This is a genomic window from Cryptosporangium phraense (assembly GCF_006912135.1).
Classification (GTDB): Bacteria; Actinomycetota; Actinomycetes; order Mycobacteriales; family Cryptosporangiaceae; genus Cryptosporangium; species Cryptosporangium phraense.
In genome coordinates this window covers 176,388-197,989 of the sequence record NZ_VIRS01000005.1, presented here as the reverse complement: position 1 = coordinate 197,989, position 21,602 = coordinate 176,388, and the positions used below count along the sequence as shown (strand labels likewise).

Annotated in this window: 21 protein-coding genes and 2 pseudogenes; 11 read left to right on the top strand and 12 right to left on the bottom strand. The window is 72.6% G+C overall.

Going from position 1 to position 21,602, the window contains the following annotated elements:
* Positions 1 to 61: 61 nt before the first annotated feature.
* Positions 62 to 1,282: a sensor histidine kinase gene (locus FL583_RS09740; protein ID WP_142704223.1), complete on the top strand. Its 1,221-nt coding sequence runs from the start codon at positions 62 to 64 to the stop codon at positions 1,280 to 1,282.
* Positions 1,279 to 1,929, top strand: a complete 651-nt coding sequence (locus tag FL583_RS09735; protein WP_142704222.1) for a response regulator — start codon at positions 1,279 to 1,281, stop codon at positions 1,927 to 1,929. Before FL583_RS09740 ends, FL583_RS09735 begins: the two co-directional genes overlap by 4 nt.
* Before the next feature lie 545 nt (positions 1,930 to 2,474).
* On the opposite strand, the gene FL583_RS09730 is transcribed toward FL583_RS09735, so the two are convergent.
* Both FL583_RS09730 and FL583_RS09725 read right to left on the bottom strand, forming a co-directional pair.
* On the bottom strand, positions 2,475 to 3,125 hold the full coding sequence (locus tag FL583_RS09730) for a response regulator (protein ID WP_142704221.1): 651 nt from the start codon (positions 3,123 to 3,125) through the stop codon (positions 2,475 to 2,477).
* Entirely contained in the window at positions 3,122 to 4,219 is a 1,098-nt protein-coding gene (locus FL583_RS09725) for a sensor histidine kinase (protein ID WP_142704220.1), read from the bottom strand. The genes FL583_RS09730 and FL583_RS09725 overlap by 4 nt, the downstream gene beginning before the upstream one ends.
* Before the next feature lie 473 nt (positions 4,220 to 4,692).
* Between FL583_RS09725 and FL583_RS09720 the strand changes: the two genes are divergently transcribed.
* On the top strand, positions 4,693 to 5,733 hold the full coding sequence (locus tag FL583_RS09720) for a LacI family DNA-binding transcriptional regulator (RefSeq protein ID WP_205751977.1): 1,041 nt from the start codon (positions 4,693 to 4,695) through the stop codon (positions 5,731 to 5,733).
* Between the two features lie 39 nt (positions 5,734 to 5,772).
* Here FL583_RS09720 and FL583_RS09715 read toward each other — a convergent pair whose 3' ends face one another.
* From FL583_RS09715 to FL583_RS09705, 3 genes are read right to left on the bottom strand one after another with little or no spacing between them, the layout of a single operon-like run.
* A complete protein-coding gene (locus tag FL583_RS09715) occupies positions 5,773 to 6,258 on the bottom strand; it encodes an SRPBCC family protein (protein ID WP_142704218.1) in 486 nt (161 codons plus the stop codon).
* Positions 6,255 to 6,581, bottom strand: coding sequence for an ArsR/SmtB family transcription factor (locus FL583_RS09710; RefSeq protein WP_142704217.1), 327 nt, complete (start codon positions 6,579 to 6,581; stop codon positions 6,255 to 6,257). Before FL583_RS09710 ends, FL583_RS09715 begins: the two co-directional genes overlap by 4 nt.
* A gap of 41 nt (positions 6,582 to 6,622) precedes the next feature.
* The gene (locus FL583_RS09705; RefSeq protein WP_205751976.1) at positions 6,623 to 7,222 is read right to left on the bottom strand and encodes a TetR/AcrR family transcriptional regulator; all 600 of its coding nucleotides are present in this window, start codon (positions 7,220 to 7,222) and stop codon (positions 6,623 to 6,625) included.
* Positions 7,223 to 7,276: 54 nt separating this feature from the next.
* On the opposite strand from FL583_RS09705, the gene FL583_RS09700 reads away from it, so the two are divergent.
* From FL583_RS09700 to FL583_RS09685, 3 genes and pseudogenes are all read left to right on the top strand, one after another.
* On the top strand, positions 7,277 to 8,620 hold the full coding sequence (locus tag FL583_RS09700; RefSeq protein WP_205751975.1) for a pyridoxal phosphate-dependent decarboxylase family protein: 1,344 nt from the start codon (positions 7,277 to 7,279) through the stop codon (positions 8,618 to 8,620).
* A 15-nt stretch (positions 8,621 to 8,635) separates the two neighbouring features.
* A pseudogene (locus FL583_RS09690) lies at positions 8,636 to 10,076 on the top strand (ATP-binding cassette domain-containing protein); the annotation flags it as partial.
* Complete coding sequence (locus tag FL583_RS09685) at positions 10,077 to 11,030, top strand: D-2-hydroxyacid dehydrogenase family protein (RefSeq protein ID WP_142704214.1); 954 nt, start codon at positions 10,077 to 10,079, stop codon at positions 11,028 to 11,030.
* Here FL583_RS09685 and FL583_RS42400 read toward each other — a convergent pair.
* Both FL583_RS42400 and FL583_RS09675 read right to left on the bottom strand, forming a co-directional pair.
* Positions 11,027 to 12,280, bottom strand: coding sequence for an RNA polymerase sigma factor (locus FL583_RS42400; protein WP_142704213.1), 1,254 nt, complete (start codon positions 12,278 to 12,280; stop codon positions 11,027 to 11,029). The two genes, FL583_RS09685 and FL583_RS42400, sit on opposite strands and share 4 nt — an antisense overlap.
* Complete coding sequence (locus tag FL583_RS09675; protein ID WP_142704212.1) at positions 12,270 to 12,719, bottom strand: YciI family protein; 450 nt, start codon at positions 12,717 to 12,719, stop codon at positions 12,270 to 12,272. Before FL583_RS09675 ends, FL583_RS42400 begins: the two co-directional genes overlap by 11 nt.
* 238 nt (positions 12,720 to 12,957) lie before the next feature.
* Here FL583_RS09675 and FL583_RS09670 point away from each other — a divergent pair, with 238 nt between their 5' ends.
* From FL583_RS09670 to FL583_RS09660, 3 genes are all read left to right on the top strand, one after another.
* Positions 12,958 to 13,572: a bifunctional DNA primase/polymerase gene (locus FL583_RS09670; RefSeq protein ID WP_170323567.1), complete on the top strand. Its 615-nt coding sequence runs from the start codon at positions 12,958 to 12,960 to the stop codon at positions 13,570 to 13,572.
* Positions 13,573 to 13,709: 137 nt separating this feature from the next.
* Positions 13,710 to 14,462 carry an SDR family NAD(P)-dependent oxidoreductase gene (locus tag FL583_RS09665; RefSeq protein WP_142704210.1) on the top strand — a complete coding sequence of 251 codons (753 nt, stop codon included), beginning with the start codon at positions 13,710 to 13,712 and terminating at the stop codon, positions 14,460 to 14,462.
* A 59-nt stretch (positions 14,463 to 14,521) separates the two neighbouring features.
* Positions 14,522 to 15,130 (top strand): TetR/AcrR family transcriptional regulator, encoded by a 609-nt coding sequence (locus FL583_RS09660; protein WP_142704209.1) that lies wholly within the window; start codon positions 14,522 to 14,524, stop codon positions 15,128 to 15,130.
* 2 nt (positions 15,131 to 15,132) lie between these two features.
* Here FL583_RS09660 and FL583_RS09655 read toward each other — a convergent pair whose 3' ends face one another.
* Positions 15,133 to 16,059 (bottom strand): DUF5996 family protein, encoded by a 927-nt coding sequence (locus FL583_RS09655; protein WP_142704208.1) that lies wholly within the window; start codon positions 16,057 to 16,059, stop codon positions 15,133 to 15,135.
* 39 nt (positions 16,060 to 16,098) lie between these two features.
* On the opposite strand from FL583_RS09655, the gene FL583_RS09650 reads away from it, so the two are divergent.
* Positions 16,099 to 16,872, top strand: a complete 774-nt coding sequence (locus FL583_RS09650) for a MerR family transcriptional regulator (RefSeq protein ID WP_142704207.1) — start codon at positions 16,099 to 16,101, stop codon at positions 16,870 to 16,872.
* Here FL583_RS09650 and FL583_RS09645 read toward each other — a convergent pair.
* The 3 genes and pseudogenes from FL583_RS09645 to FL583_RS42860 all read right to left on the bottom strand — a co-directional run.
* Positions 16,854 to 17,771 carry an alpha/beta hydrolase gene (locus tag FL583_RS09645; RefSeq protein WP_142704206.1) on the bottom strand — a complete coding sequence of 306 codons (918 nt, stop codon included), beginning with the start codon at positions 17,769 to 17,771 and terminating at the stop codon, positions 16,854 to 16,856. The genes FL583_RS09650 and FL583_RS09645 overlap by 19 nt on opposite strands.
* 463 nt (positions 17,772 to 18,234) lie before the next feature.
* Positions 18,235 to 19,266, bottom strand: coding sequence for an alpha/beta fold hydrolase (locus FL583_RS42865; RefSeq protein ID WP_420843125.1), 1,032 nt, complete (start codon positions 19,264 to 19,266; stop codon positions 18,235 to 18,237).
* Between the two features lie 210 nt (positions 19,267 to 19,476).
* Positions 19,477 to 20,445 (bottom strand): annotated as a pseudogene (locus FL583_RS42860) (MFS transporter); the annotation flags it as partial.
* 89 nt (positions 20,446 to 20,534) lie between these two features.
* Between FL583_RS42860 and FL583_RS09635 the strand changes: the two are divergent.
* Positions 20,535 to 21,098, top strand: coding sequence for a TetR/AcrR family transcriptional regulator (locus tag FL583_RS09635; RefSeq protein ID WP_142704204.1), 564 nt, complete (start codon positions 20,535 to 20,537; stop codon positions 21,096 to 21,098).
* A 56-nt stretch (positions 21,099 to 21,154) separates the two neighbouring features.
* Here FL583_RS09635 and FL583_RS09630 read toward each other — a convergent pair whose 3' ends face one another.
* A complete protein-coding gene (locus tag FL583_RS09630; RefSeq protein WP_142704203.1) occupies positions 21,155 to 21,595 on the bottom strand; it encodes an arsenate reductase ArsC in 441 nt (146 codons plus the stop codon).
* Between the last annotated feature and the right edge of the window lie 7 nt (positions 21,596 to 21,602).

Sequence of the window (21,602 nt, the reverse complement as noted above, 5' to 3'; positions counted from 1 at the left end):
CGGAGACGATCGTCGACCGCGGTCCCATGAACCCGGTGTTCGCGCTGCCTACGCTGCCGTCATGACGAAGAACGACCCGCGGATCGCCGACGGGCTGATCGTCGCCGGGTGTCTGTTCCTCACGGCGCTGGCGGTCAAGACCCCGTGGTCGGTGCTGCCGTTGCCGGTCGTCGCGGCCTCCGGCGCGGCGGCGAGCGTCGCGCTGTGGTGGCGGCGCGGCCGGCCGCAGGTCGCGGTGGTGGCCGGGGCGCTCGGGTACGTGTTCTCCGGCAACCCCGGCCCGCTGCTCGTCGCGCTGTACGGCGCCGGCGCCTACGCCTCGCGGCGGTCGGCCGCGTTGCTCGGGGTGGTCGGCTGGGCCGGGGCGGTCGGCTGGTCGTGGACCGACGCCGGGCGTTTCCCGGCCTGGGACGCGGCGTACTTCGCCGTCGGCGTCACGGTGATCGTCGGGCTCGGCGTGCACATCGCGACCCGGCGTGAGCTGCAAGAGGCCTGGCGCGAGCGGGCCGAGCGGGCCGACGCCGAGCGGCAGTTCCACGACGAGCAGGCCCGGGCGGCCGAGCGCAACCGGATCGCCCGCGAGATGCACGACGTCCTCGCCCACAAGGTCTCGCTGATCGCGCTGCACGCCGGCGCGCTCGAGCTGACCGCGGACGGTGGCGCCGACCGCGTCCGCGAAGGTGCGGGTCTGATCCGGGTGACCGCGCGCGAGGCGCTGACCGAGCTGCGCACGGTCCTCGGCATCCTGCAGACCGGCATCGAGACGTCCGCCAGCCTGCCGACGCTGGTCGCGGACGCCACCCGGGCCGGCCAGGAGGTGACGCTGGACGACCGGGCGGGGGAGTTGCCCGCGCCGGTCGCCCGGGTCGTCCAGCGGGTCGTCCAGGAGGGACTCACCAATGCCCGCAAGCACGCGCCGGGCACGGCGGTGCGGGTGGTCGTCGCCCGGGACGAATCGGCCGTCACCGTGTCGGTGGTGAACGCGCTGGCCGCGGGGGCGCCGGCCGAGGGCGCGCCGGCCGACGGGGCGCTGGCCGGGCCGGCAGGGTCGGCGGGGTCCGCAGGGTCGGCCGGGTCGGCGCGGTCGGCCGGGGGCGGGCTGGATCTGCCCGGGTCCGGGTCGGGGCTGGTCGGCCTGGCCGAGCGCATCCGGCTGGTGGACGGCGAGTGGGATGCTCGCGCGGTGGACGGTGAGTGGCGGGTGCGGGCGACCGTGCCGGTCGCGGCGCCCTCGGCGGAAGAGCGACCGGCCGCGTCCGGAAGTGCGGAGGCTTCGCGGTGACCTCGGTGCTGCTCGTGGACGACGAGGCGCTGGTCCGGACCGGGCTGCGGCTGATCCTCGAGACCGCGGACGACATCACGGTCGTCGGCGACGCCGACGACGGCCGGGCCGCGCTCGACGCGGTGGTCCGGCACCGGCCCGACGTCGTGCTGATGGATCTGCGCATGCCGGTCCTCGACGGGGTGGCGGCCACCAGCGCCCTGCGTGAACGCGAGCACTCGCCGGCGGTCATCGTGCTGACGACGTTCAACACGGACGAGGACGTCTTCCGCGCGCTGGCTGCCGGCGCCAACGGCTTCCTGCTCAAGGACACCCCGCCGACCGAGCTGCTGCGCGCGGTGAGGCTGGCCGCGGCCGGCGACGCGATCCTCTCGCCGAGCGTCACCCGCCAGGTCATCACCCGCTTCACCGGCGACGACGGCTCCCGGCGCCGGGACGCGGCCGCGCGCCTGGAGAACCTGACCGGCCGCGAGCGCGAGGTGCTGATCGAGATCGGCCGGGGCGCCGCCAACGCCGACATCGCGTCGAGTCTGCACATGAGCGAGGCCACGGTGAAGAGCCACGTCACGCATCTGTTCGAGAAACTCGCCGCGACGAACCGCGTCCAGCTGGCGATAGCCGCCTTCCGCGCCGGCCTCGTCGACTAGGTACTGCCTGAATTGTCGACCGATCTGGGATCGGATCCTGGATCGCGTGCAGCGTGGTTCGTGCGCATCAGGCCGCCGGCGGGGGCCGCAGGCCTCAGGCGGCGAAAAGTGGAGGCTCCGCCGATCGGCTCGGCGCCGCGCGTGCCGGGCATCGCGGTCCCCGGGGCCGAGGGCGAGGGGATCGGGCGGTCTCGCGGCGGGCCGGGCAGCGCGATCGGCCTCGCCGTGGATGGCCGGGGCCGTCCGGCCGACCGCCGGCACCTCACAGTTCCAGCCGCTGCTGGAGGAGATTCGGTGCCCCGCCCAGGGCGAGCGCGGACGCGGCCGCAGCGGATCGTGGCTGACGAGGCCTACTCGCATCCCTCGACCCGCGCCGCGCTGCGGCGTCGCAAGATCGTGATTGTCGCGCACTGCGATCGAGTCGCCCGGCGCATCGGGAAAAGCTCGGCCGGAGGCCGGCCAGCGGCGTTCGACCCGGTCGTCTACCGCCGGCGCAACCTGGTCGAACGCGGCGCGTACAGGTCCGCGCGACCGTCGGACGGGCCCTAGACGCGCTGGGTCTCGTAGGCCCAGATCGCGACCTCGACGCGGTTCCGGGCGCCGAGCTTCGTCATCAGGCTCGCGACGTGTGACTTCACGGTGGACAGCGTCACGAACAGCTCGGCCGCGATCTCGGCGTTGGTCCGGCCGCGCGCGACCGCGGCCAGCACCTGCTCCTCCCGGTCGGTCAGCGGATCGATCGGTTGCCGGGCTCTGGCCGCCGGGACGGCGTCGGAAAAAGTCTTGAGCAGGCGGGTGGTGACCGCGGGCGCGATCAGCGCCTCGCCGTCGGCGGCGGCCGTGACGGCCTGCGTGAGCAGGGCCGGACCGGCGTCCTTGAGCAGGAACCCGCGGGCCCCGGCGCGCAGCGCCGCGTAGACGTGCTCGTCGAGGTCGAACGTCGTGATGACGACGACCGGGATCGGGTCCGGGACGTCCGGACCGGACAGCGCGCGGGTGGCCTCGATGCCGTCGAGGACCGGCATCCGGATGTCGAACAGACAGACGTCGGGGCGCAGGCGGCGGGCCAGCTCGACCGCCCGCCGGCCGTTGTCGGCTTCGCCGACGACCTCCAGGCCGGGCTGCGCGTCGAGGATCATCCGCAGCCCGGTGCGGACGATCTCCTGGTCGTCGGCGACGACGATGCGGATCGTCATGCGCGCGGCAGCCGGGCGGTGACGGTCCAGCCACGCTCCGGGTCGGGGCCGGCCTCGCACGAGCCGCCGAGCAGCGCGGCCCGCTCGGCCATCCCGCGCAGGCCGTAGCCGGTCCCGTTCGCGGTCGCGGGCTCCCCGTCGTCGTGGACGCGCAGGTGGACGGACGTGTCGTCGGCGGTCACCCGCACCTCGATCCGGGTTGCCCGGCGGGCGTGCCGGCGGGCGTTGGTGACCGACTCCTGGGCCAGCCGGTACAGGGCGGTGGCGACCGGGGTGGGGATCGTGCTCACGTCCGCGAGCTCGACGTCGACCGGCGGATCGGCGCGGCGGTCGGCGAGCCCGGCGACGTCCGGGAGCCCGGGTAGGGGGGCGCGATCCGCGACCTCGTCGTCGCGCAGGGTTCGGACGATCGCGCGCATCTCGGCCAGGGTGCGGGAGGCCTCGGCCTCGATGACGCGGAGCGTCTCGACCGCGGCCTCGGGAACCGCGATCCCGGCCTGGGCCCGGACCGCGATCGCCGAGACGTGGTGGGCGACGGTGTCGTGCAGGTCGCGGGCCAGCTGCTCGCGCTCGAACGACCGCGCCCGAGCCAGTTCGCGCGTGCGGGCACTCGCCCGGTACCGGAACGCCGTCGCCAGGGCCGCGGTCGCGACCAGCACGGCCAGGCCCTGGCCGGCCTCGGTGGGTCCGAAATCCGCGACCAGCAGCGAGGAGGCGAGCTTCGCCAGGACGACCGCGGACCCCACGACGATCTGGGCGCCCGACCCCCAGCGGTACAGCGCGTACGGCAGGAACAGCAGGTAGACCATCGCGCTCAGCCGGGGTTCCCCGCCGATGACCGGTGCGGCCAGGCCGGTGATCCCGAAGGCGATGACGACGCTCGCGAGCGGGTGGTCGCGGCGGATCAGCAGGGCCGGGAGGAGCGCGAGGGCGATCGCGGTGGTGGCCCCGCGGTTCTCGAGGGTCGACCTCGCGGCCGCTTCGGCCAGGACGGCGAGGGCGAACGCGGCGACGAGCGCATAGTCGCGGCGGGTGCGGCGCGGGACGTCGGGTGGGCGGGGCTCGTCCCAGGCCGAGCGGAGCAGGCGGAACACAGGGTCGAGCTTACGGAGGCTTTACCGGTATAGCGGACGCATGCTATACCGGTAAAGCAGGGTCGCTTTACCGGTATAGGAAGGACGACGGCGATGATGGATTTCGCGGCTGCGGCGTTGGTTGCGCGTACTGGGGATGCGCAGCGGGTCTCGGGTGGTCGGTTGGACGGGCCGGTGGTGCCGGAGCGACCTTCCCGGGTGCGTCGGGTGCTCGGGCGTTGGCGGAGCGTGGGCGGTCGGCGGGTGTGGTCCGGGCGGCGGGCGCGGTCGGTGCCGGCGGCGGGGTGCGGGACCGTGCCGTCCGTATGAGCGAGGTCTGGACGGCCGCTGCGCTGCCGCTCGAGGCGCGCCGACGCTTCCGCTCCGTGCTGACGTGGGCGCGGGGCGTCCGGCGGCGGCCGGTGTGGTCCTCTTTCGCGCCCTCCCCGTGGGCTACGGTGGGGGAGCGGAAGGCGGGTGACAGCGTGGCGCGGGTGACGTTGCAGACGATCGCGGATCGGGTCGGCGTCAGCCGGATGACCGTGTCGAACGCGTTCTCCCGCCCGAACCAGCTCTCCCCGGCGCTGCGCGAGAAGATCCTCGCCGCCGCGTCCGATCTGGGCTACGTCGGCCCCGACCCGGCCGCCCGGGCGCTGGCCCGGGGCGCGTCCGGCGCGGTCGGCTTCCTGCTCACCGAGTCGATCGGCTTCGCGTTCAACGACCAGGTCTCCACCCAGCTCCTGGGTGCGATCGCCGACGAACTGTCACCGACCGGGCTCGCGCTCACGCTGCTCACGTCCAGCGGCCCGGGCGACCTGATCCCGGCCCGGGACGTCGCGATGGACGGCGCGCTGGTGTACTCCTGCGATCCCGAGTCCCCGGCCGTGAGCTACCTGCTGCAACGCAAGCTGCCGATCGTCCTGATCGACCAGGACCCGGTCGACGACATCCCGGGCGTCAACGTCGCCGACCGGGAAGGCGCGCGCACCGCCGCGCAGCACCTCATCGACCTGGGTCACCGTCGCATCGGGCTGGCGATGTCCGGGCTGCGAGGCCCGCAGGGCCTGCTCGAGGACCCGCGCGAGGACGTCGGCGGCTACGCGTCGCGGGAGCGGCTGCGGGGGTGGCTCGACGCGCTGGATGCGGCCGGCATCGTGCCGGTGGCCACCCGGCAGCGCAACGACAGCGTGGAGGAGACCGCGGCGGCGGCCCGGCTGCTGCTCGACCGGGACGACCGGCCGACCGCGGTGCTGTGCTTCTCCGACGTGATCGCGCTCAGGCTGATCCAGAGCGCGCGCACGATGGGGATCCGGGTTCCGAAGGACCTGTCGGTGGTCGGATTCGACGACCATCCGCTGGCCGGGACGTTCCGCCCGGCCCTGACCACCGTGCGGCAGGACGTCCACGCGAAGGGGCGGGCGGCGGCCGAAGCGCTGACCGCCGCCCTGCGCGGCGCGGAAGTCCCGGAGCCGCACGTCGTGCTGCCCGCCGAACTGGTCATCCGAGACAGCACCGCCCCGCCGCCGCCTGCGTAGGGACGGGCCGCGCCGGCCGCGGCGCGGCGCGGCGCGGAGTCAGGCGGCCAGGAGGGCGTCGATCTGGCCGGCGGCCTGCTTCATGCCCTCGAGCATGCCCATGTTGACCAGCTGCTCGAGCTGCTCCGCCGACGCGAAACTCGACGTCATCGTCATCCGGGTTCCGCTCGGGATCTCGGCGATGTCGACCCGGATCGTCGTCTCCGGCATCTCGGTGCTCGGGTTGCCGTTCTCGTCCGCGAACCCGTCCCGGAACTCCAGCGTGTTCGGCTCGTCCAGCGCCGTGAACCGCCACCAGCCGTTCGACGTGTCGCCCTCCGGCCCGGTCATGTGGTACTTCGCCTCGCCGCCGACCGTGAAGTCGTGCTCCCGGAACGTGGCCGGGTAGGTCGGCGGGCCCCACCAGCGCTCGAGCAGCCGCGGGTCGGCCCAGAGCTGCCAGACCGCCTTGGGTGGCGCCGAGAACTCGGCCACCAGAGTCAACGTGCGGGCCTCGGGGTCGGGGGTCGCGCTGATCACGGTCATGAAGGTTCCTCCAGGAGTGCGTTCATCCGGTCGAGGCGGCCGCGCCAGATCTCCTCGTATTCGCGAAGGAGCTCGCGGACCCGATGGATCGTGTCGATGTCACCGCTCACGATCTGCTCCCGTCCTCGACGCTGTTTCGTCACCAACCCAGCACGTTCGAGCACCGCCACGTGCTTCTGCACGGCGGCGAAGCTCATCTCGTACTGCTTGGCCAATGTGGACACCGATGCCTCGGTGCGCAGGACACGGATGACGATGTCGCGCCGTGTCGCGTCAGCCAGCGCGGCAAAGATCCGGTCGACGTCCGACTGATCTACAACCACGTGGTTGTACGTTAGGCGACGCCTCGGCCCCGCGCAACCCGCTACGGCTGGGGCCGCCCGTGCAGGTGGTCGAGGAACAGGTCGAGCGCGGACTCCAGATGCGTGATGTCGCCGGTCGCCATCAGGATGACCACTCCGCCCTGAATGCCCGCGACCCCGGCGGCGGCCGCCCGATCGGCGTCGATCGCCGGCCGGATCGCCCCGCCGGCCTGCATGCCGGCGACACCGCGGCGCAGTTGCTCCTGCCATTCGCGCAGGAGCCCGCGGGTGATCTCGCGGGAGGCCGGGCTCTGCCGCCCGACCTCGGTCAGCAGCACGCCCAGCGGGCAGTGCTCGCCCTGCTGGCGATACCGGTCGACGACGGCGTCGCGCCAGGCGTGCCAGGCCTCCCAGGTGTCGAGCGCCCCGAGATAGGGCTGCTGATCGTCGAGGACCCGCTGGGCCTCGTACTCCGCCACCGCGACGAGCAGATCTTCCTTGCCACCCGGGAAGTAGTGGAAGAGCTGGCTCTTGCCGGTACGGCTCCGAAGCCCGACGTCGTCCAGGCGTGTCGCCGCGACCCCGTGCTCCCGGATGTGCGCCGCCGCGGCCTCGACGATGCGCTGCCTGGTGGCGGACCCTTTGGCGGTCAATGTACCCACAGGTACATTCTGCCTCGTCTTGATTGCCGGGACCGGACCCGCAGGATCGTCGGTATGAGAGAACTACTCCGCACGGCCGCCGAGCTCGCCGCAACCTACCTCGACGAAGCCGCGACCCGGCCGGTGGCCCGGCCGGTCACCCTCGCCGACATGGTGGCCGCCCTCGGACCCACGCTCCCCGACGACGGCACCGACCCTGCCCAGGTCCTCACCGACCTCGCCCGCGACGCCGACCGCGGCCTCGTCCTCACCAACGGCGGACGCTACTTCGGCTTCGTCGAGGGCGGGGTCCTCCCGGCCGCTCTGGCGGCCGACTGGCTGACCTCGACCTGGGACCAGAACCCCGGGTTCTTCGCGCTCTCGCCGGCCGCCGCGGCGGCCGAGGAGATCAGCCGGACTTGGCTGTGCGACCTGCTCGGCCTGCCCGCCACCTGCTCGGCCGGGTTCACGACCGGCGCACAGCTGGCGAACTTCGCCGGCCTCGCCGCGGCCCGCCACCACGTCCTGGGCGAAGCCGGGTGGGACGTCGAGCAGCGCGGCCTGTTCGGCGCCCCGCCGGTGACCGTCGTCGTCGGGCGCGAGCGGCACGCGACCATCGATCGCGCGCTGAGGTTCCTGGGGATCGGGCGCGACCAGATCGTCGAGGTCGACACGGACTCGCAGGGCCGGATGCTGCCGAACCTGCTCGAACTCACCGACGGACCGACGATCGTCTGCACCCAGGCCGGCAACGTGAACACCGGCGCGTTCGACCCGATCGGCGAGGTCTGCGACCTCGCGTCGGAGAAGAACGCCTGGGTGCACGTCGACGGCGCGTTCGGCCTCTGGGCCGCGGCCTCGCCGTCGCTGCGGCACCTGGTCGCCGGGGTCGAGAAGGCCGACTCGTTCGCCACCGACGGCCACAAGTGGCTCAACGTCCCCTACGACTGCGGGATCGTCCTCTGCGCGCGCCCGGAGGCGCATCGCGCCGCGATGCGGCTCTCGGCCGACTACCTGGTCCGCGACGGCGAGCGTCACGGGTCCGACTGGACGCCGGAGAGCTCCCGGCGGGCCCGCGGGTTCGCTGTCTACGCAGCCCTTCGGAGCCTCGGACGCCGGGGCGTGGCCGAATTGGTCGACCGGTCCTGTGCCCAGGCTCGACGGGTGGCCGCCGCGCTCCCGCCGCAGTGCGAGGTCCTCAACGACGTGGTGCTCAACCAGGTGCTGGTCCGGGTCGGCGACGACGACGAGCAGACCCGGGCGGTGGCGGCGGCGATCCAGCGCGGCGGCGCGACCTGGTTCGGAACTACGACCTGGCGCGGAAAGGCGGCGATCCGGATCAGCGTCTCCGACCACGCGACCGGCGACACTGAGATCGACGTCCTCATCGGAGCCGTCCGAGAGGCCGTCGCCGCTTAGGGGTGCCTCGTCTCGCTGTTCTCGGCCGGCCCGACGCCGCAGCGGGTGATCCACGCGTTACCGGCGCTGGCGCTGCTCACCGCGTCGGCCGCGGTCAGCGCGCTGCTGACGATCGCCACCGGCTACGCCCAGAACGGGCTGAGCCCGCGGATCGACCGCGAGGTCGAACGCGAGCTCTTCGCGGTGACGACCGCCGTGCGGCTCGACGCGTTCGACGCCGACGCGTTCACCGACGACATGGAGCGGGCGTCGCGCGGTACCGACTCGGTGATCGGCCTGGTCCAGAGCGCGATGGCGCTGATCGCCGGCCTGGTGGGGCTGGTCCCGGTGGCCGTCGCGGTGGTGGTGATCAGCCCGGTGCTGCTCGTCGCGCTGGTCGTGGCCACCGCTCCGCGGGCCTGGGGCTCGCTGCGGGCCGGCCGGCTGACGACGACGGTCAGCGTCGGGCAGGTCGTCAGCGGGCTGGCGACGGCCGGTCTACGGGCTGCTCGGATGGTTGCTGCTGGGCGGCCGGATCCCGCTCGCCGCCGCCGCGACCTGCGTCGTCGCACTGCAGTCGGCGCAGCGGTCGCTGACCTCGGTGATCTTCGCGATCGACGACACGTACACCGAGGGCGAGCACTTCAACGACTACACCGGCTTCATGGAGCGGGCGTCCGGTCATCTGCCCGCGTCGGAGTCCTCCGCTCCGGCCGAGGCGCTGCAGCGCCTCGTCGTCGACCGGGTGACCCTCCGTTACCCCGGCCGTCCTCTCCCCGCGGTGGACGACGTCTCGCTGACCATCGAGGCCGGGCAGACGGTCGCGTTCGTGGGCGAGAACGGGTCGGGCAAGTCGACGCTGGCCGCGGTGATCGCCGGGCTGCGCGAGGCCACCAGCGGGGCGGTGACCTGGAACGGGCGCCCGCTGGCCGACTACGACCCGGACGACGTGGGCGCGCGGATCGCCGTCGTCAGCCAGGACTTCCACCAGTGGCCGTTCAGCGCGGCCACGAACATCGCGCTCGGCGACATGCGCGGCGAGCCGGACGTCGACCGGCTGGAAGCCGCGGCCGCGCGGGCGGTCGCGCACGACATGATCCTCGACCTGCCCTACGGCTACGACACGCTGCTGGACCGGACGTTCGCCAACGGGCAGGACCTGTCCGGCGGGCAGTGGCAGCGCATCACCGCGGCCCGGGGCTTCTACCGGACCGCGGACCTGCTCGTGATGGACGAGCCGTCGTCGGCGCTCGATCCGCGGGCCGAGGACGCGCTGTTCCAGGCGATCCGCGACCGGCACGGCGTCGCGACGACGATCCTCATCACCCACCGGCTGGCCAACGTCCGCCACGCCGACCGCATCTACGTCCTGCACCTGGGCCGGCTGGTCGAGTCGGGCACCCACGACGAGCTCCTGGCCGCGGCCGGCCGGTACGCCGAGTTGTTCACCCTGCAGGCGTCCGGGTATCACGGGTGAGTGCACATCGTGGTTTTGGACGACTACCAGGACGTGGCCCGGTCGTTCGGGCCGTTCGACCGGCTCGACGCCACGGTGGAGGTGATCCACGAGCACCTCGACGACCCGGTCGACGCGCTCCGGGGTGCGGACGTCGTCGTCGCGATGCGCGAGCGGACGCCGTTCGGGGCGGCCGAGTTCGCCCGCCTGCCCGACCTCCGGCTGCTCGTGACCACCGGAATGGCCAACGCGGCCATCGACCTGGCCGCGGCCGAGGCGCACGGCGTCGTCGTCTGCGGCACCGGCGGTCCCACCGGCGGTTCGCCGAAGTCGTCGGCCACCGCCGAGCTGACCTGGGCGCTGATCTTCGCGCTGCTCCGGCACGTCCCGGCCGAGGACGCGGCGCTGCGGGCCGGTCGCTGGCAGACCACGGTCGGCACCGAGCTCGGCGGTCTGACGCTCGGCGTCGCCGGGCTGGGACGGCTCGGCTCCCAGGTCGCCCGCATCGGCCAGGCCTTCGGTATGGACGTCATCGCCTGGAGTGCGAACCTGACCGCGGACCGGGCCGCCGACGTCGGCGTGACGGCCGTCGGCAAGGACGAACTGCTCGCGCGGTCGGACGTCCTGACCGTGCATCTCAAGCTCAGCGACCGCACGCGGGGACTGTTCGGCCGGGCCGACCTCGCGCGCCTGAAGCCGACGGCCATCCTGATCAACACGTCCCGCGGACCGATCGTCGACGAGGCGGCCCTGGCCGCCGCCCTGCACGCGGGCGCGCTCGCCGGCGCCGGCCTGGACGTGTACGACCGCGAGCCGCTGCCGGCCGACAGCCCGCTCCGGACCGCACCGCGGACCGTCCTCACCCCGCACCTGGGCTACGTGACCCGCCAGACGTACGCGGCCTGGTTCACCCAGATCGTCGAGAACATCGAGGCCTGGGCGGCCGGAAGCCCGGTCCGCGTACTGGGAAGTTAGCCGCAGGCGGCGGCCCGCTCCCGGAGGAGCGTGCGTTCCCGTTCGTTGCGGGTCAGGGATGCGGCCCGCTCGAACTCCGCCCGGGCCTCGTCGGGCCGGCCCAGCTTGGCCAGGAAATCGCCGCGCGTGCTCGGCAGCAGGTGGTAGTTGCGCAGCGCCGGGAACGCCAGCAGCTGGTCGAGCAGCGCGAGCCCGGCCGCCGGTCCGTAGGCCATCGACAGCGCCACCGCGCGGTTCAGCTCCACCACCGGGGACGGCGCCGCCTCGGCCAGCTGCTCGTAGAGCCCGGCGATGCGCTCCCAGTCGGTGTCCTCGAACCGGCGGGCCCGAGCGTGGCAGGCGGTGATCGCCGCCTGCAGCAGGTAGGGGCCGGGCCGGCCGTCGAGCACGGCCTCGGCCCGTTCGAGAGCGGCCAGCCCGCGACGGATCAGCAGCTGGTCCCAGCGGGCCCGGTTCTGGTCGGCCAGCAGGATCGGCTCGCCGCCCGGGCCGGTGCGGACGCCCGCCCGGGAGGCCTGGATCTCCATCAGCGCGACCAGGCCGTGCACCTCGGGCTCGCGCGGGGCGAGCCGGGCCAGGATCCGGCCCAGCCGCAGCGCGTCCTCGCACAGCTCGACCCGCATCAGGTCGTCGCCCGCGGTGGCCGAGTAGCCCTCGTTGAAGATCAGGTAGACGACCTCGAGCACCGACGAGAGCCGCGCGGCCAGTTCGTCGCCCTGCGGCACCTCGAACGGCACGTTGGCCTTGGCCAGCGTCTTCTTGGCCCGCACGATCCGCTGCGCCACCGTCGGCTCCGGCACCAGGAAGGCCCGGGCGATCTCGTCGGTGGTCAGGCCGCCGAGCAGGCGCAGCGTCAGCGCGGTGCGGGCCTCGGTGGACAGCACCGGGTGACAGGCCACGAACAGCAGGCGCAGCAGGTCGTCGCCGATGCCGTCGTCCTCGGCGACCAGCGCGCCGACGTCCGGAGTCGACTCCTCGAGCTGCCGGCCGACCTCCTCGACCTTCCGCTTGTAGGTCTCGTGGCGACGGATCTGGTCGATCGCCCGGCGTTTGGCCGTCGTCATCAGCCAGGCGCCGGGGTTGGCCGGCACGCCGTCGGCCGGCCATTGCTCCAACGCGGCGACCAGCGCGTCCTGCGCCAGTTCCTCGGCCAGGCCGACGTCGCGGACGAGCCGGGTCAGCCCGGCGACGAGCCGGGGCGCCTCGATGCGCCAGACGGTCTCGATCGCGCGGTTGGTATCAGTGGCCACGGCCTCCGACTATTCCACCGGCCCGCGCGCGCCGCTGCTCCACGGTTTCCTGCTGCTCGGCGGTGAAGTTCTCGCCGAAGTCCTCGGGCACCCAGACCCGGCGGATCTCCAGGTTGGTCTGCTCGCCGTTCGCGGGGCGCTGGATCGGGCAGCGCTTGAAACGCTCCACGACCTCCTCGAGCGACTTCATCTCGACCAGCCAGAAGCCCGCGATGAGCTCCTTGGCCTCGGTGAAGGGCCCGTCGACCACGCTGGTCTTGCCACCGTCGAAGTAGATCCGGGCGCCGCCCGCGCTGGGCGTGAGGCCCTCGGTGGAGAGCAGCACGCCGTCGTCGACCAGCTCTTCGATGAACGACCCCATCGTGTCGAAGTCCTCGGTGGCGGGCAGCACCCCCGCTTCGCTCTCGGCCGTGGCCTTCATGATCACCAGGAACCGCATCGGTCTCTCCTCGTCTCGGGTGCCTTTTGCCTACGCGTCGAACGGCGACCGGTCCGATCGACACCTCCGAGAGATATTTCTGGACGATGTCAATCTGGGCGGAACGCCACGATCGACAGTGAACTGCTGTAACCATGGGCGGTGGGCCGGCAACCAACAGTGTTCGAATGTTGAGTTGCGGAGGCACCGTGTGCGTCGTCAGCAGGGTCCGAGTGAACGTCGGCCTCGGGGTGACGGCATGAACCGCCGTCGGACGCTGGCGTCGCTCGCGGAAGCGGCGCGGGAGTACCTGACGGCCGGCTGGCCGATCGTGCCGGGGGCGTACTGGTCCCCGCAGACCTGCACCTACCGATGCGGCCGACCGGCCTGCGACAACGGGAGCCCGCACGCGGTCGACACCATCGCCGACGGTCGCTGCCGGCAGCGGACCCAGCCCCCCACCATCGGACTGGAGCAGGTCGAGGGGTGGTGGAGCAACCGCGGCTACAACCTGATGATGCCGACGGGGGCGTCGGCCACCGTGATCGAGGGGCCGGCCGGCCTGATCGACGATCTCGACGCCCACCTGACCGCCGTCGGTTCCCCGCCGCCGGTGTCGGCGCTGCCGACCGGCGAGCGTCAGCTGTTCAGCGCGCCGATCCCGGTCGACGACGAGCTGTGGCTGGCTGCCGCGGTCGGTGGGGTGACGCTGCACGGCGCCGGGGCGTGGGTGAACCTGCCGCCGTCGGTGGTCAGCGCGGGCAAGGTCGTGTGGGTCCGGCCGCCGGCGATGACCCGGTGGCGGCTGCCCGAGGCCCCGGCGGTGCGGACCGCGCTGCTGGCCGTGCTGGCTCCGGGCCGCGCGGCGGCCTGACGCTTCGCTCGGGAGACGCGAGACCAGGATCACCGGACGAGTTCTGCACCGATCGGTTCAGAAGTGTTATCGTACTTCGGTACCGATCGGTCGGTACCGAAGTATTGCCTGCTGAAGAGCCATGGAGAGAATTCGTCATGAGTGAGCTGACCGGCAAGAGCGCCCTGGTCACCGGGTCCACCACCGGCATCGGTCGAGCGACGGCCCTCGCGCTGGCCGCGCGGGGAGCGAGCGTCGTGGTGACCGGCCGCAACGCCTCCCGGGGCGTCGACGTGGTCGAGAAGATCCGGGCCGGCGGAGGGACGGCCCGCTTCGTCGCCGCCGACCTGACCAACCAGGAGGACGTCCTCCGGCTGGCCCGGGAGGCCGGGGACGTGGACGTGCTGGTGAACAATGCCGCAGTGGCCAGCTTCGGGCCCAGCCACACGATCACCGTCGAGCAGTACGACGCGATGCTGGAGGGCAACCTGCGCGCGGTCTACCTGCTGACCGCGACCCTGGCCCCGAAGATGGCCGAGCGCGGCGGCGGCAGCGTGATCAACGTCAGCAGCGGAGCGGCCAAGATCGGGGACGACAACAACGCGGTCTATGCCGCTACCAAGGGCGCGGTCGACGCTCTCACCCGGGCCTGGGCGGCCGAGTACGGTCCGGCCGGCGTACGCGTCAACGCGGTCGCTCCCGGCCCGGTCTCCACGGGCGTCCCGATCGAGTGGCTCGACCGGTACATTCCGCTGATCCCGCTCCGCCGGGTCGCTCAGCCGGAGGACGTCAGCGAGGTGATCGCCTTCCTCGCCGGGCCCGGCGGATCCTATGTGAACGGTGCGACGATCCCCGTCGACGGCGGCCTCACCGCGGTCGAGCCGCCGAAGCAGCCCGTGGCGGCCCGCTGAACCGAGACCCCGGTCGCGCACATCCGAACCGGTCGGTACTTAATGGGTAGGCTGGTCACGTGGGTACCCGACAGCGAGCGCCGATCGGTCGGCCGCGGGGCTTCGACGCCGACGAAGCCCTCGAGAGGGCAATGCGGGTGTTCTGGGAGAACGGATACGAGGGTGCGAGCCTCCCCGACCTGACCGAGGCCATGGGGATCAGCCGTACGAGCCTGTACGCGGCCTTCGGCAACAAGGAAGACCTGTTCCGGAAGGCGCTGGCGCGCTACAGCGAGGGCCCGGCGTCCTACGGTGCCGAGTCGCTGGCCGAGCCGACCGCGCACCGGGTGGCCACCGTCTACCTCGACGGCGCGGTGCGGAGCAGCACGCTGCCGGGTTACCCGACCGGATGCCTCAGCCTGCGGGCCTCCCTGGTCGGGGGTGAGGACGGCCGGGTGATCCGGAACCTGCTGGCCGCGTGGCGCGACGAGACCAGCACCCGGCTGACCGAACGGTTCCGGCGGGCCGTCGACGAGGGTGACCTGCCCGCGGGAACCGATCCGGCGCTCCTGGCCAAGTACCTGATGACGATCGGCAACGGCATCGCGGTGCAGGCCGCCGGCGGCGCCGGCCGCGACGACCTCCAGCTCATCGCCGACGCGGCCCTGCGCAACTGGCCACCCGTCTGACGCTAGCGACCGTCGGACGCGCGCTGCAGCCGGAACGGGTCGTCCTCCAGCGCGGGCCGGTCCCACCGCCCGAGGTCCGCGGCCGCGTCGTAGGTCGTCCGGAGGAACTCGGCGACCGCGCGGTCGGGGTCGGCGGCGGCCCGCGCGGCCTCGTACGGGAACAGGAACTGCTGGAACTCGGAGCTGTAGTAGGCGCCCTCGGGGCCGACCGGCTGATCGGCGAACCCGTCGGGCGCGGGGTAGGCATACGAGTAGAACGCGCCTTCGTCCCCACCGCCGGGCCAGAATCCGCAACTCGACAGTTCCCGCGAGTAACCCTCGACCATCACCCAGTCACCGCAGTTCGGGGCTCCGCCGGGGTGCTGCGGAGCCGGCCGTCCGGAGAACCGGGTACAGGCGAGGTCCATCGCTCCCCAGAAGAAGTGCACCGGGCTGACCTTGCCGACGAAGTGCGACCGGAACTCGCCCAGCACCCGGTTCGCCTGCAGGAGCTGCCGCCAGAACAGCACGACCGCGTCACCGTCGTAGGACGCGTGCTCGTGGTCCTCGGCGAACGGGATCGCCGGATCGACCTCGTTCGGGTACGGCCGGATCGGTGCCTCGATCCCGAGCTGGTCGAGCAGGTCGAGGAGACGGGCGTAGAACTCGGCGACCGGCATCGGCCGCAGCGGGAGGCTCCGCGTGCCGCCGTCGCTGCTGCGGATCTCCAGCCGGTGGCCGAGGAAGTCGAACTCGATCTCGAACGCGCCGCCGCGGTGCGGGATGGTCGACGTCGTCAGGCCGCGCGGGCTGACGTACAGGGTCACCTGCCACCAGTGGTTCACCAGGGGCGCGTGCGCCATCCGGATCTTGCCGACGATCTGCGTCCACATGTGCAGGGTGTCGCGGGTGGGGGTCCACTCCGAGACCTGCAGACTCGGCCAGTTCATGACGCGCCTCCTTCAGTTTCGACCTGTTAGCGTCCGCGGGTGGCCTGGAGCACTCGGGAGCTCGCCGATCTCGCCGGCACCACCGTGAACACCATCCGGCACTACCACCGGCTCGGGCTGCTCGACGAGCCGGAACGCCGCTCCAACGGGTACAAGCAGTACGGCGTACCGCACCTCGTCTGCCTGCTGCGCATCCGGCGGCTCGTCGAGCTCGGGGTGCCGCTGTCCGACATCGGCGCGGCCCGTCTGCTGGACGGCGAGGTCCCGCCGGAGGTGCTGCGCCGGGTCGACGCCGAGCTCGCGGCCGAGATCGAACGCCTGCGCAAGGCTCGCTCCGACATCGCCGCCGTCCTGCGCGACGGCGCGCCGGCCGACGCCCCCTCTGGTTTCGCGTCCGTCGCCCGACGCCTGCCCGCGACCGACACGTCGCTCCTGCACCTCTACAGCCGTCTGTACGACGAGGACGCCATGAAAGACCTCCGTCGGATCGCGGAGAGCAGATCCGACCCGGTCAACGCGGAATTCGACGCCCTGCCTCCGGACGCGGACGAGCCCACCCGGCAGAACATCGCCGAAAGGCTCGGCAAGATCATCGCCCAGGACCTGATCGACTACCCGTGGCTGACCGGCCCGTCCGGGCACCTGACGCAGGGCGAGAGCGCGGCGAAGAGCGCGTTCCTGGACGCGGTGGAGGCGCTCTACAACCCGGCCCAGCGCGACGTGCTCACCCGGGCCAACCGGCTCGCTCACCGTCTCGCGAGGGCGACCGAACCTCGGGGTGAGCGGTCCCTCGGTCAGAGGTGGTCGGTGTAGAAGCCGACGAGCCGCTCGACCGCCCCGTCGACGTAGTCGGGGACGTCGTACATCTCGTAGTGGCGGGCACCCTTGATCACCAGGCGGTCGACCCGGTTGGGGGCCAGCGACCAGAGCCGCTCGCCGGACTCGTCGAAGCCGGTCCCGTCGAGGTGCTCGGCCAGGACGAGCAGCAGCGGCTGGGTCATCAGCTGGTCGACCAGGTGGAAGGCGTCGAAGCCGAGCAGCAGCGAGTCGCCCCGGGACAGCCGGCGGTTCGTCGAGTGCTCGTCGTGGCCGCGTCCGGTGCGGTAGTACCGGACCGCCTGGAGGAGATCGACGTCGGTGACGCCGGCCGCCTCGGCGTCGGCCATCGTGTCGGGGAGCCAGTTCTCCCGGGTCAGCCGGCCGGTACGGGTCTCCTCGATGCGCGCGGCGGCCAGGGCGTCGAGCGCGGCCACCGGCCCGTCCGGCTGGAAGCCGCGGAACGACGCGCCGATCTCGCCGGGGTCGACCGCGCCGACCGCCCGGATGCGGTGGTCGGTGCGGGCCACGTGGATCGCGTAACCGCCGCCGGCGCAGATGCCGAGGACGCCGATGCGCTGCGGGTCGATTGCCGGGACCGTGCTGAGCGCGTCGATCGCGTACGAGATGTCTTCGCTGCGCCGGTACGGGTCCTCGAGATCACGCGGCTCACCGCTGCTCTGGCCCTGGTGGCCGGGGTCGAACGTGAGCGCGGCGATGCCCCCGGCGGCCAGACGGGACGCGTAGTTCGCGCCGATCTGCTCCTTGACGCTGCTGCCCGGTATCGAGACCACGACGGCGCGAAGCGGGTCGGCGGTCCCGCCGGGGCCGTCGGGCAGGTACAGATCGCCGGCCAGCTCGATCGGACCCCGGGGAATCGTGAGTTGCCGCCTCATCGGATGTCCACCTCCACATTCTCGCGACGGATGGGGACCATTGCACGCCATGTCCTGGGAACACAGTCAAGGTCGTCGGCGTCGGCCCCGATGTCCGTCGGCGGCGGAGTAACGTGCGTCGCACCGACGCGCGGCGCAGCGGCCGCGTGCGACACCAGCGCCGGCCGGGTGGGTACCCCCAGCGCGGTCAGCTGTGGCGGGCCGTCACCGCGCGCGTCGACGCCGCGCGCTGGAACGGGTGGGCGGACGCGACCTGCGCCGCCGCCCTCCGTCAGCTCGACACGGCCGACGGGGTCGCGATCGTTCTCGACGACGGCGGCCGCCGACCAGGCGTTGGGCCGGCTCCGTCTGCGTGGCCTGTGGACCGGGCACTCGATCGACGACGTCGCCCGAGAGGTGATCACCTCCGTCGCCGACCGGCCGGATCCCCGGACGCCGCCGGTCGACTGTTAGGGCGGCTCAGCTACGCAGGGTGCGGCTGGGCAGCTCGCCGCCCTGGGGGACCGGTCAGGTCCTTGCTCGCCAGCCAGGAGCGGACGGCTCGGATGTGCTCGGCCTTGCGTTCCAGGGGCAGCCAGTGTCCGGCGGGCAGCGAGATCACCGTGAGATCCGCGCAGGCGGCCCGCATCGGGTCGCCCTGGCGGTTTCCGGTGATGTCGCAGATCGCGTCCCATTCGCCGTTGATGAACAGCACGGGCTGCGACAGGCGTCCGCCGTGGGCGGCTTCGCGAGCGTAGGCGACGTTGGCGTCGTCGTTCGTGTACCAGGCGCAGGCCGGACCGAAGCCCTGGGCCTCGAAGGCCCGGACCAGCGCGTCGAAGTCGGCCGGGGGCCAGAGGTTCTCGTCGGGGTCGGTCGGCGGAGCGTGGTGGGCGGCGCCGAAGCGGCCGCCGGTGCGGGTGACCGTCGCCAACGGCGAGACGTCGCCGACCGCCTCGGGGCGGCCCGATCGATAGATCGAGGCCAGCGAGGCCGCGGGGTCGGCGTCGAGGTCGCTGACCGCGGTCTCGAAGTGCGTCGTGTAGTAGCGGTAGTAGTCCCACTGCCCGTCCGGGTACCGGTCGGCCGGGTAGATCGTCCGGTCGACGAGCGGCACGAGGGTGGCCAGGCTGTTGGCGCGGGGGAAGTACGCCCACGAGGTCAGCACGAGACCACGGCACCGCTCGGGTTCGTGAGCGGCCACCGCACCGGCCGCGATGCTGCCCCAGTCGTGGCCGACCCAGATGGCCGGCTCGCCGCCGAGGTGGTCGTGAAGCTCGGCCAGGTCGGCCACGACCTCCCGGATCGCGTAGGCGTCCCGGCCGGCCGGAGCGGACGACCCGCCGTAGCCGCGGAGGTCGGGGGCGACGCAGCGCCAGCCGTCGGCCGCGAACGCCTCCAGTTGGGCGCGCCAGAACAGACCGATGGCCGGCCAGCCGTGGAGGAAGATCATCAGCGGACCGTCGGCCGGTCCACAGTCGAGGTAATGCGTCGGGCCGAACTGACGGGAGACCAGCGGGTGAGCCGCGGGCTCGTTCCCGCCGGTCGGCCGGCGGTGGACGAGCGCGGCCGCCGCCACCAGCAGAACCTCGAACACCCCGTAGGTGACCACGGTCGGTTCGAGCCTGAACCGCTCGACGGCGAGCCCGGCCGCCAGCGCGGGCACGCTGAAGGCCAGGTAGCTGACGATGTACATAGTGGCGAACACCTCGCCCCGCCGGGCGGCCGGCGCCGCCTCGCCGAGCGCGTGGACGGCCGACCGGAACGACGCGCCGAAGCCGAATCCCGCGACCACCGAGCCGACCGCGTAGAGCGGCAACGAACCGGTCAGCGTCGCGACGATCGTGACCAGCACGCCCACCGCGAGCGTTCCATAGCCGAGCCGATCGCGCAGGTGAGACGGCACGACCGTGCCGGACACGCCCGCGACGAAGAACACCCCGAGCACGATGCCGACGACGAAGTGGCTGCGCACGTCGAGAAGCGTGCTGACGACGGACGACCCGAGCGACAGGTACAGCCCGGCGAGCGCCCAGGTCGCGGCGATCGAGGGAACCAGCGCCAGGAAGACCAGCCGCACGACCGGTGGGAGCCCGGCGCTGGGCAGCAGCGACCGCCAGAGCGGGGTCTCCGGCCGGGGCCGGGCCGCCTCGGGAATGAACCAGACCATCCCCGCCAGCACCAGATAGACGACGGCGAGGATCCAGAAGACGAGCTGGCGAGGCAGCGGGGCGAACTCCACGAGCGCGCCGGCGAGCACCGACCCGATCGCGATGCCCAGGGCCGGGACCGCGCTGCTGACGATCGAGCCGACGCGCAGGTTCGGCGCCGAATCCGTGATCAGGGCCGTGGTTGTGCCGGCCGTCACGCCGACCGCGAGCCCCTGCACGATCCGCGCCGCCACCAGGCCGCCGACGCCTCCGGCGGTCGCGAAGAGCACCATCCCCACTGCGAGCAGGATCAGCCCTCCGCAGGCGACCGGCCGGCGCCCGACCCGATCGGAGAGCGAGCCGACGGTCAGCAGCGCGGCCAGCAACGCGAAGACGTAGACCGCGAAGACGACCGTCAGCGTGAACGCGGAGAAGCCCCACAGGCGCTGGTAGACGGGGTAGAGCGGGGACGGCGCGGAGGCGGCCGTCAACGTCGCCGAGCCCGCGGCGGCCGCCACGAAGAACGAGGCGGAGCGGTTGAACATGACCCTCCCTTCTTAAAGCAATTTGCTTTGCTTTTGCGACGGTAGGCCGCAACAGCGTTAAAGCCAAGAACTTTGCGTAAACTGAGTGGATGGCCACCCGAGAAGCGGCGAGCCGCCCCGGCGGACGGAGCAGCCGGGTGCTGGCCGCGATCTACACGGCGGTCGGCGAGCTGGTGGGCGAGGGCGCCGAGAAGATCAGCTTCCCGGCCATCGCCGAGCGGGCCGGCGTCAACCCGACGACGCTGTACCGCCGCTGGAGCGATGTGAACGCGCTGCTCGAGGAGGTCAGCGTGGCCGCGCTGACCCGCGTCGGCGAGTCGGTGCCCGACACCGGATCGCTGGCCGGAGACCTGACCGAGTGGGCCGGCGCGATCGCCCGCGACATCACCCGCCCGGAGCGGGTGCGCTTCCTGCGGGCGATGGTGGCGGCGCGCGTCGAGATCGTGGCGGCGTGCCTGGTGACCCAGGCGCGGCGCGAGCAGGCGGCCGAGATGGTGCGCCGCGCTGAGGCGAGGGGCGAGACCGCCCCGACGGTCTCGCAGATCCTCGACCACGTGGTCGCGCCGCTGTACTACCGAGTGGTGTTCGCCCTCCCGACGGACGAGGGGGACGCCCAGCGGCTGGTGCGCGATGTGCTGGCCATGGTCCGTTGAGCCCGGGGAGTCAGGTCAAACCCCGGGCAGCAGGGACGCCCGCACGACCGCGCCGATCACCACGCCGGGGACCGCCCCGGCCAGTTGGTCGGCGTCACCGCTCGCAGTTCGGCGAGAAGCTTCTCGACGCGGAGGCGGATCTCGTCACGAACCTGCCGGACGACCTCGATGCCCTGACCGGCCGGGTCGGTCAAGGCCCAGTCCTCATAGCGTTTACCCGGGAAGACCGGGCAGGCATCGCCGCACCCCATGGTGACCACGGCGTCGGACGCCTGCACGGCGTCGACCGTGAGGAGCTTCGGGTTTTGATCGGTGATGTCGATGCCGACCTCGCGCATGACCTCAACCGCGACCGGGTTGATCGACTCCGCCGGCGCCGACCCGGCCGAACGCACCTCGACCGTGTCCCCGGCCAGATGCGCAACCCATCCGGCCGCCATCTGGGACCGGCCGGCATTGTGGACGCAGACGAACAGAACACTGGGCTTCGCGGTCATTCGGTGG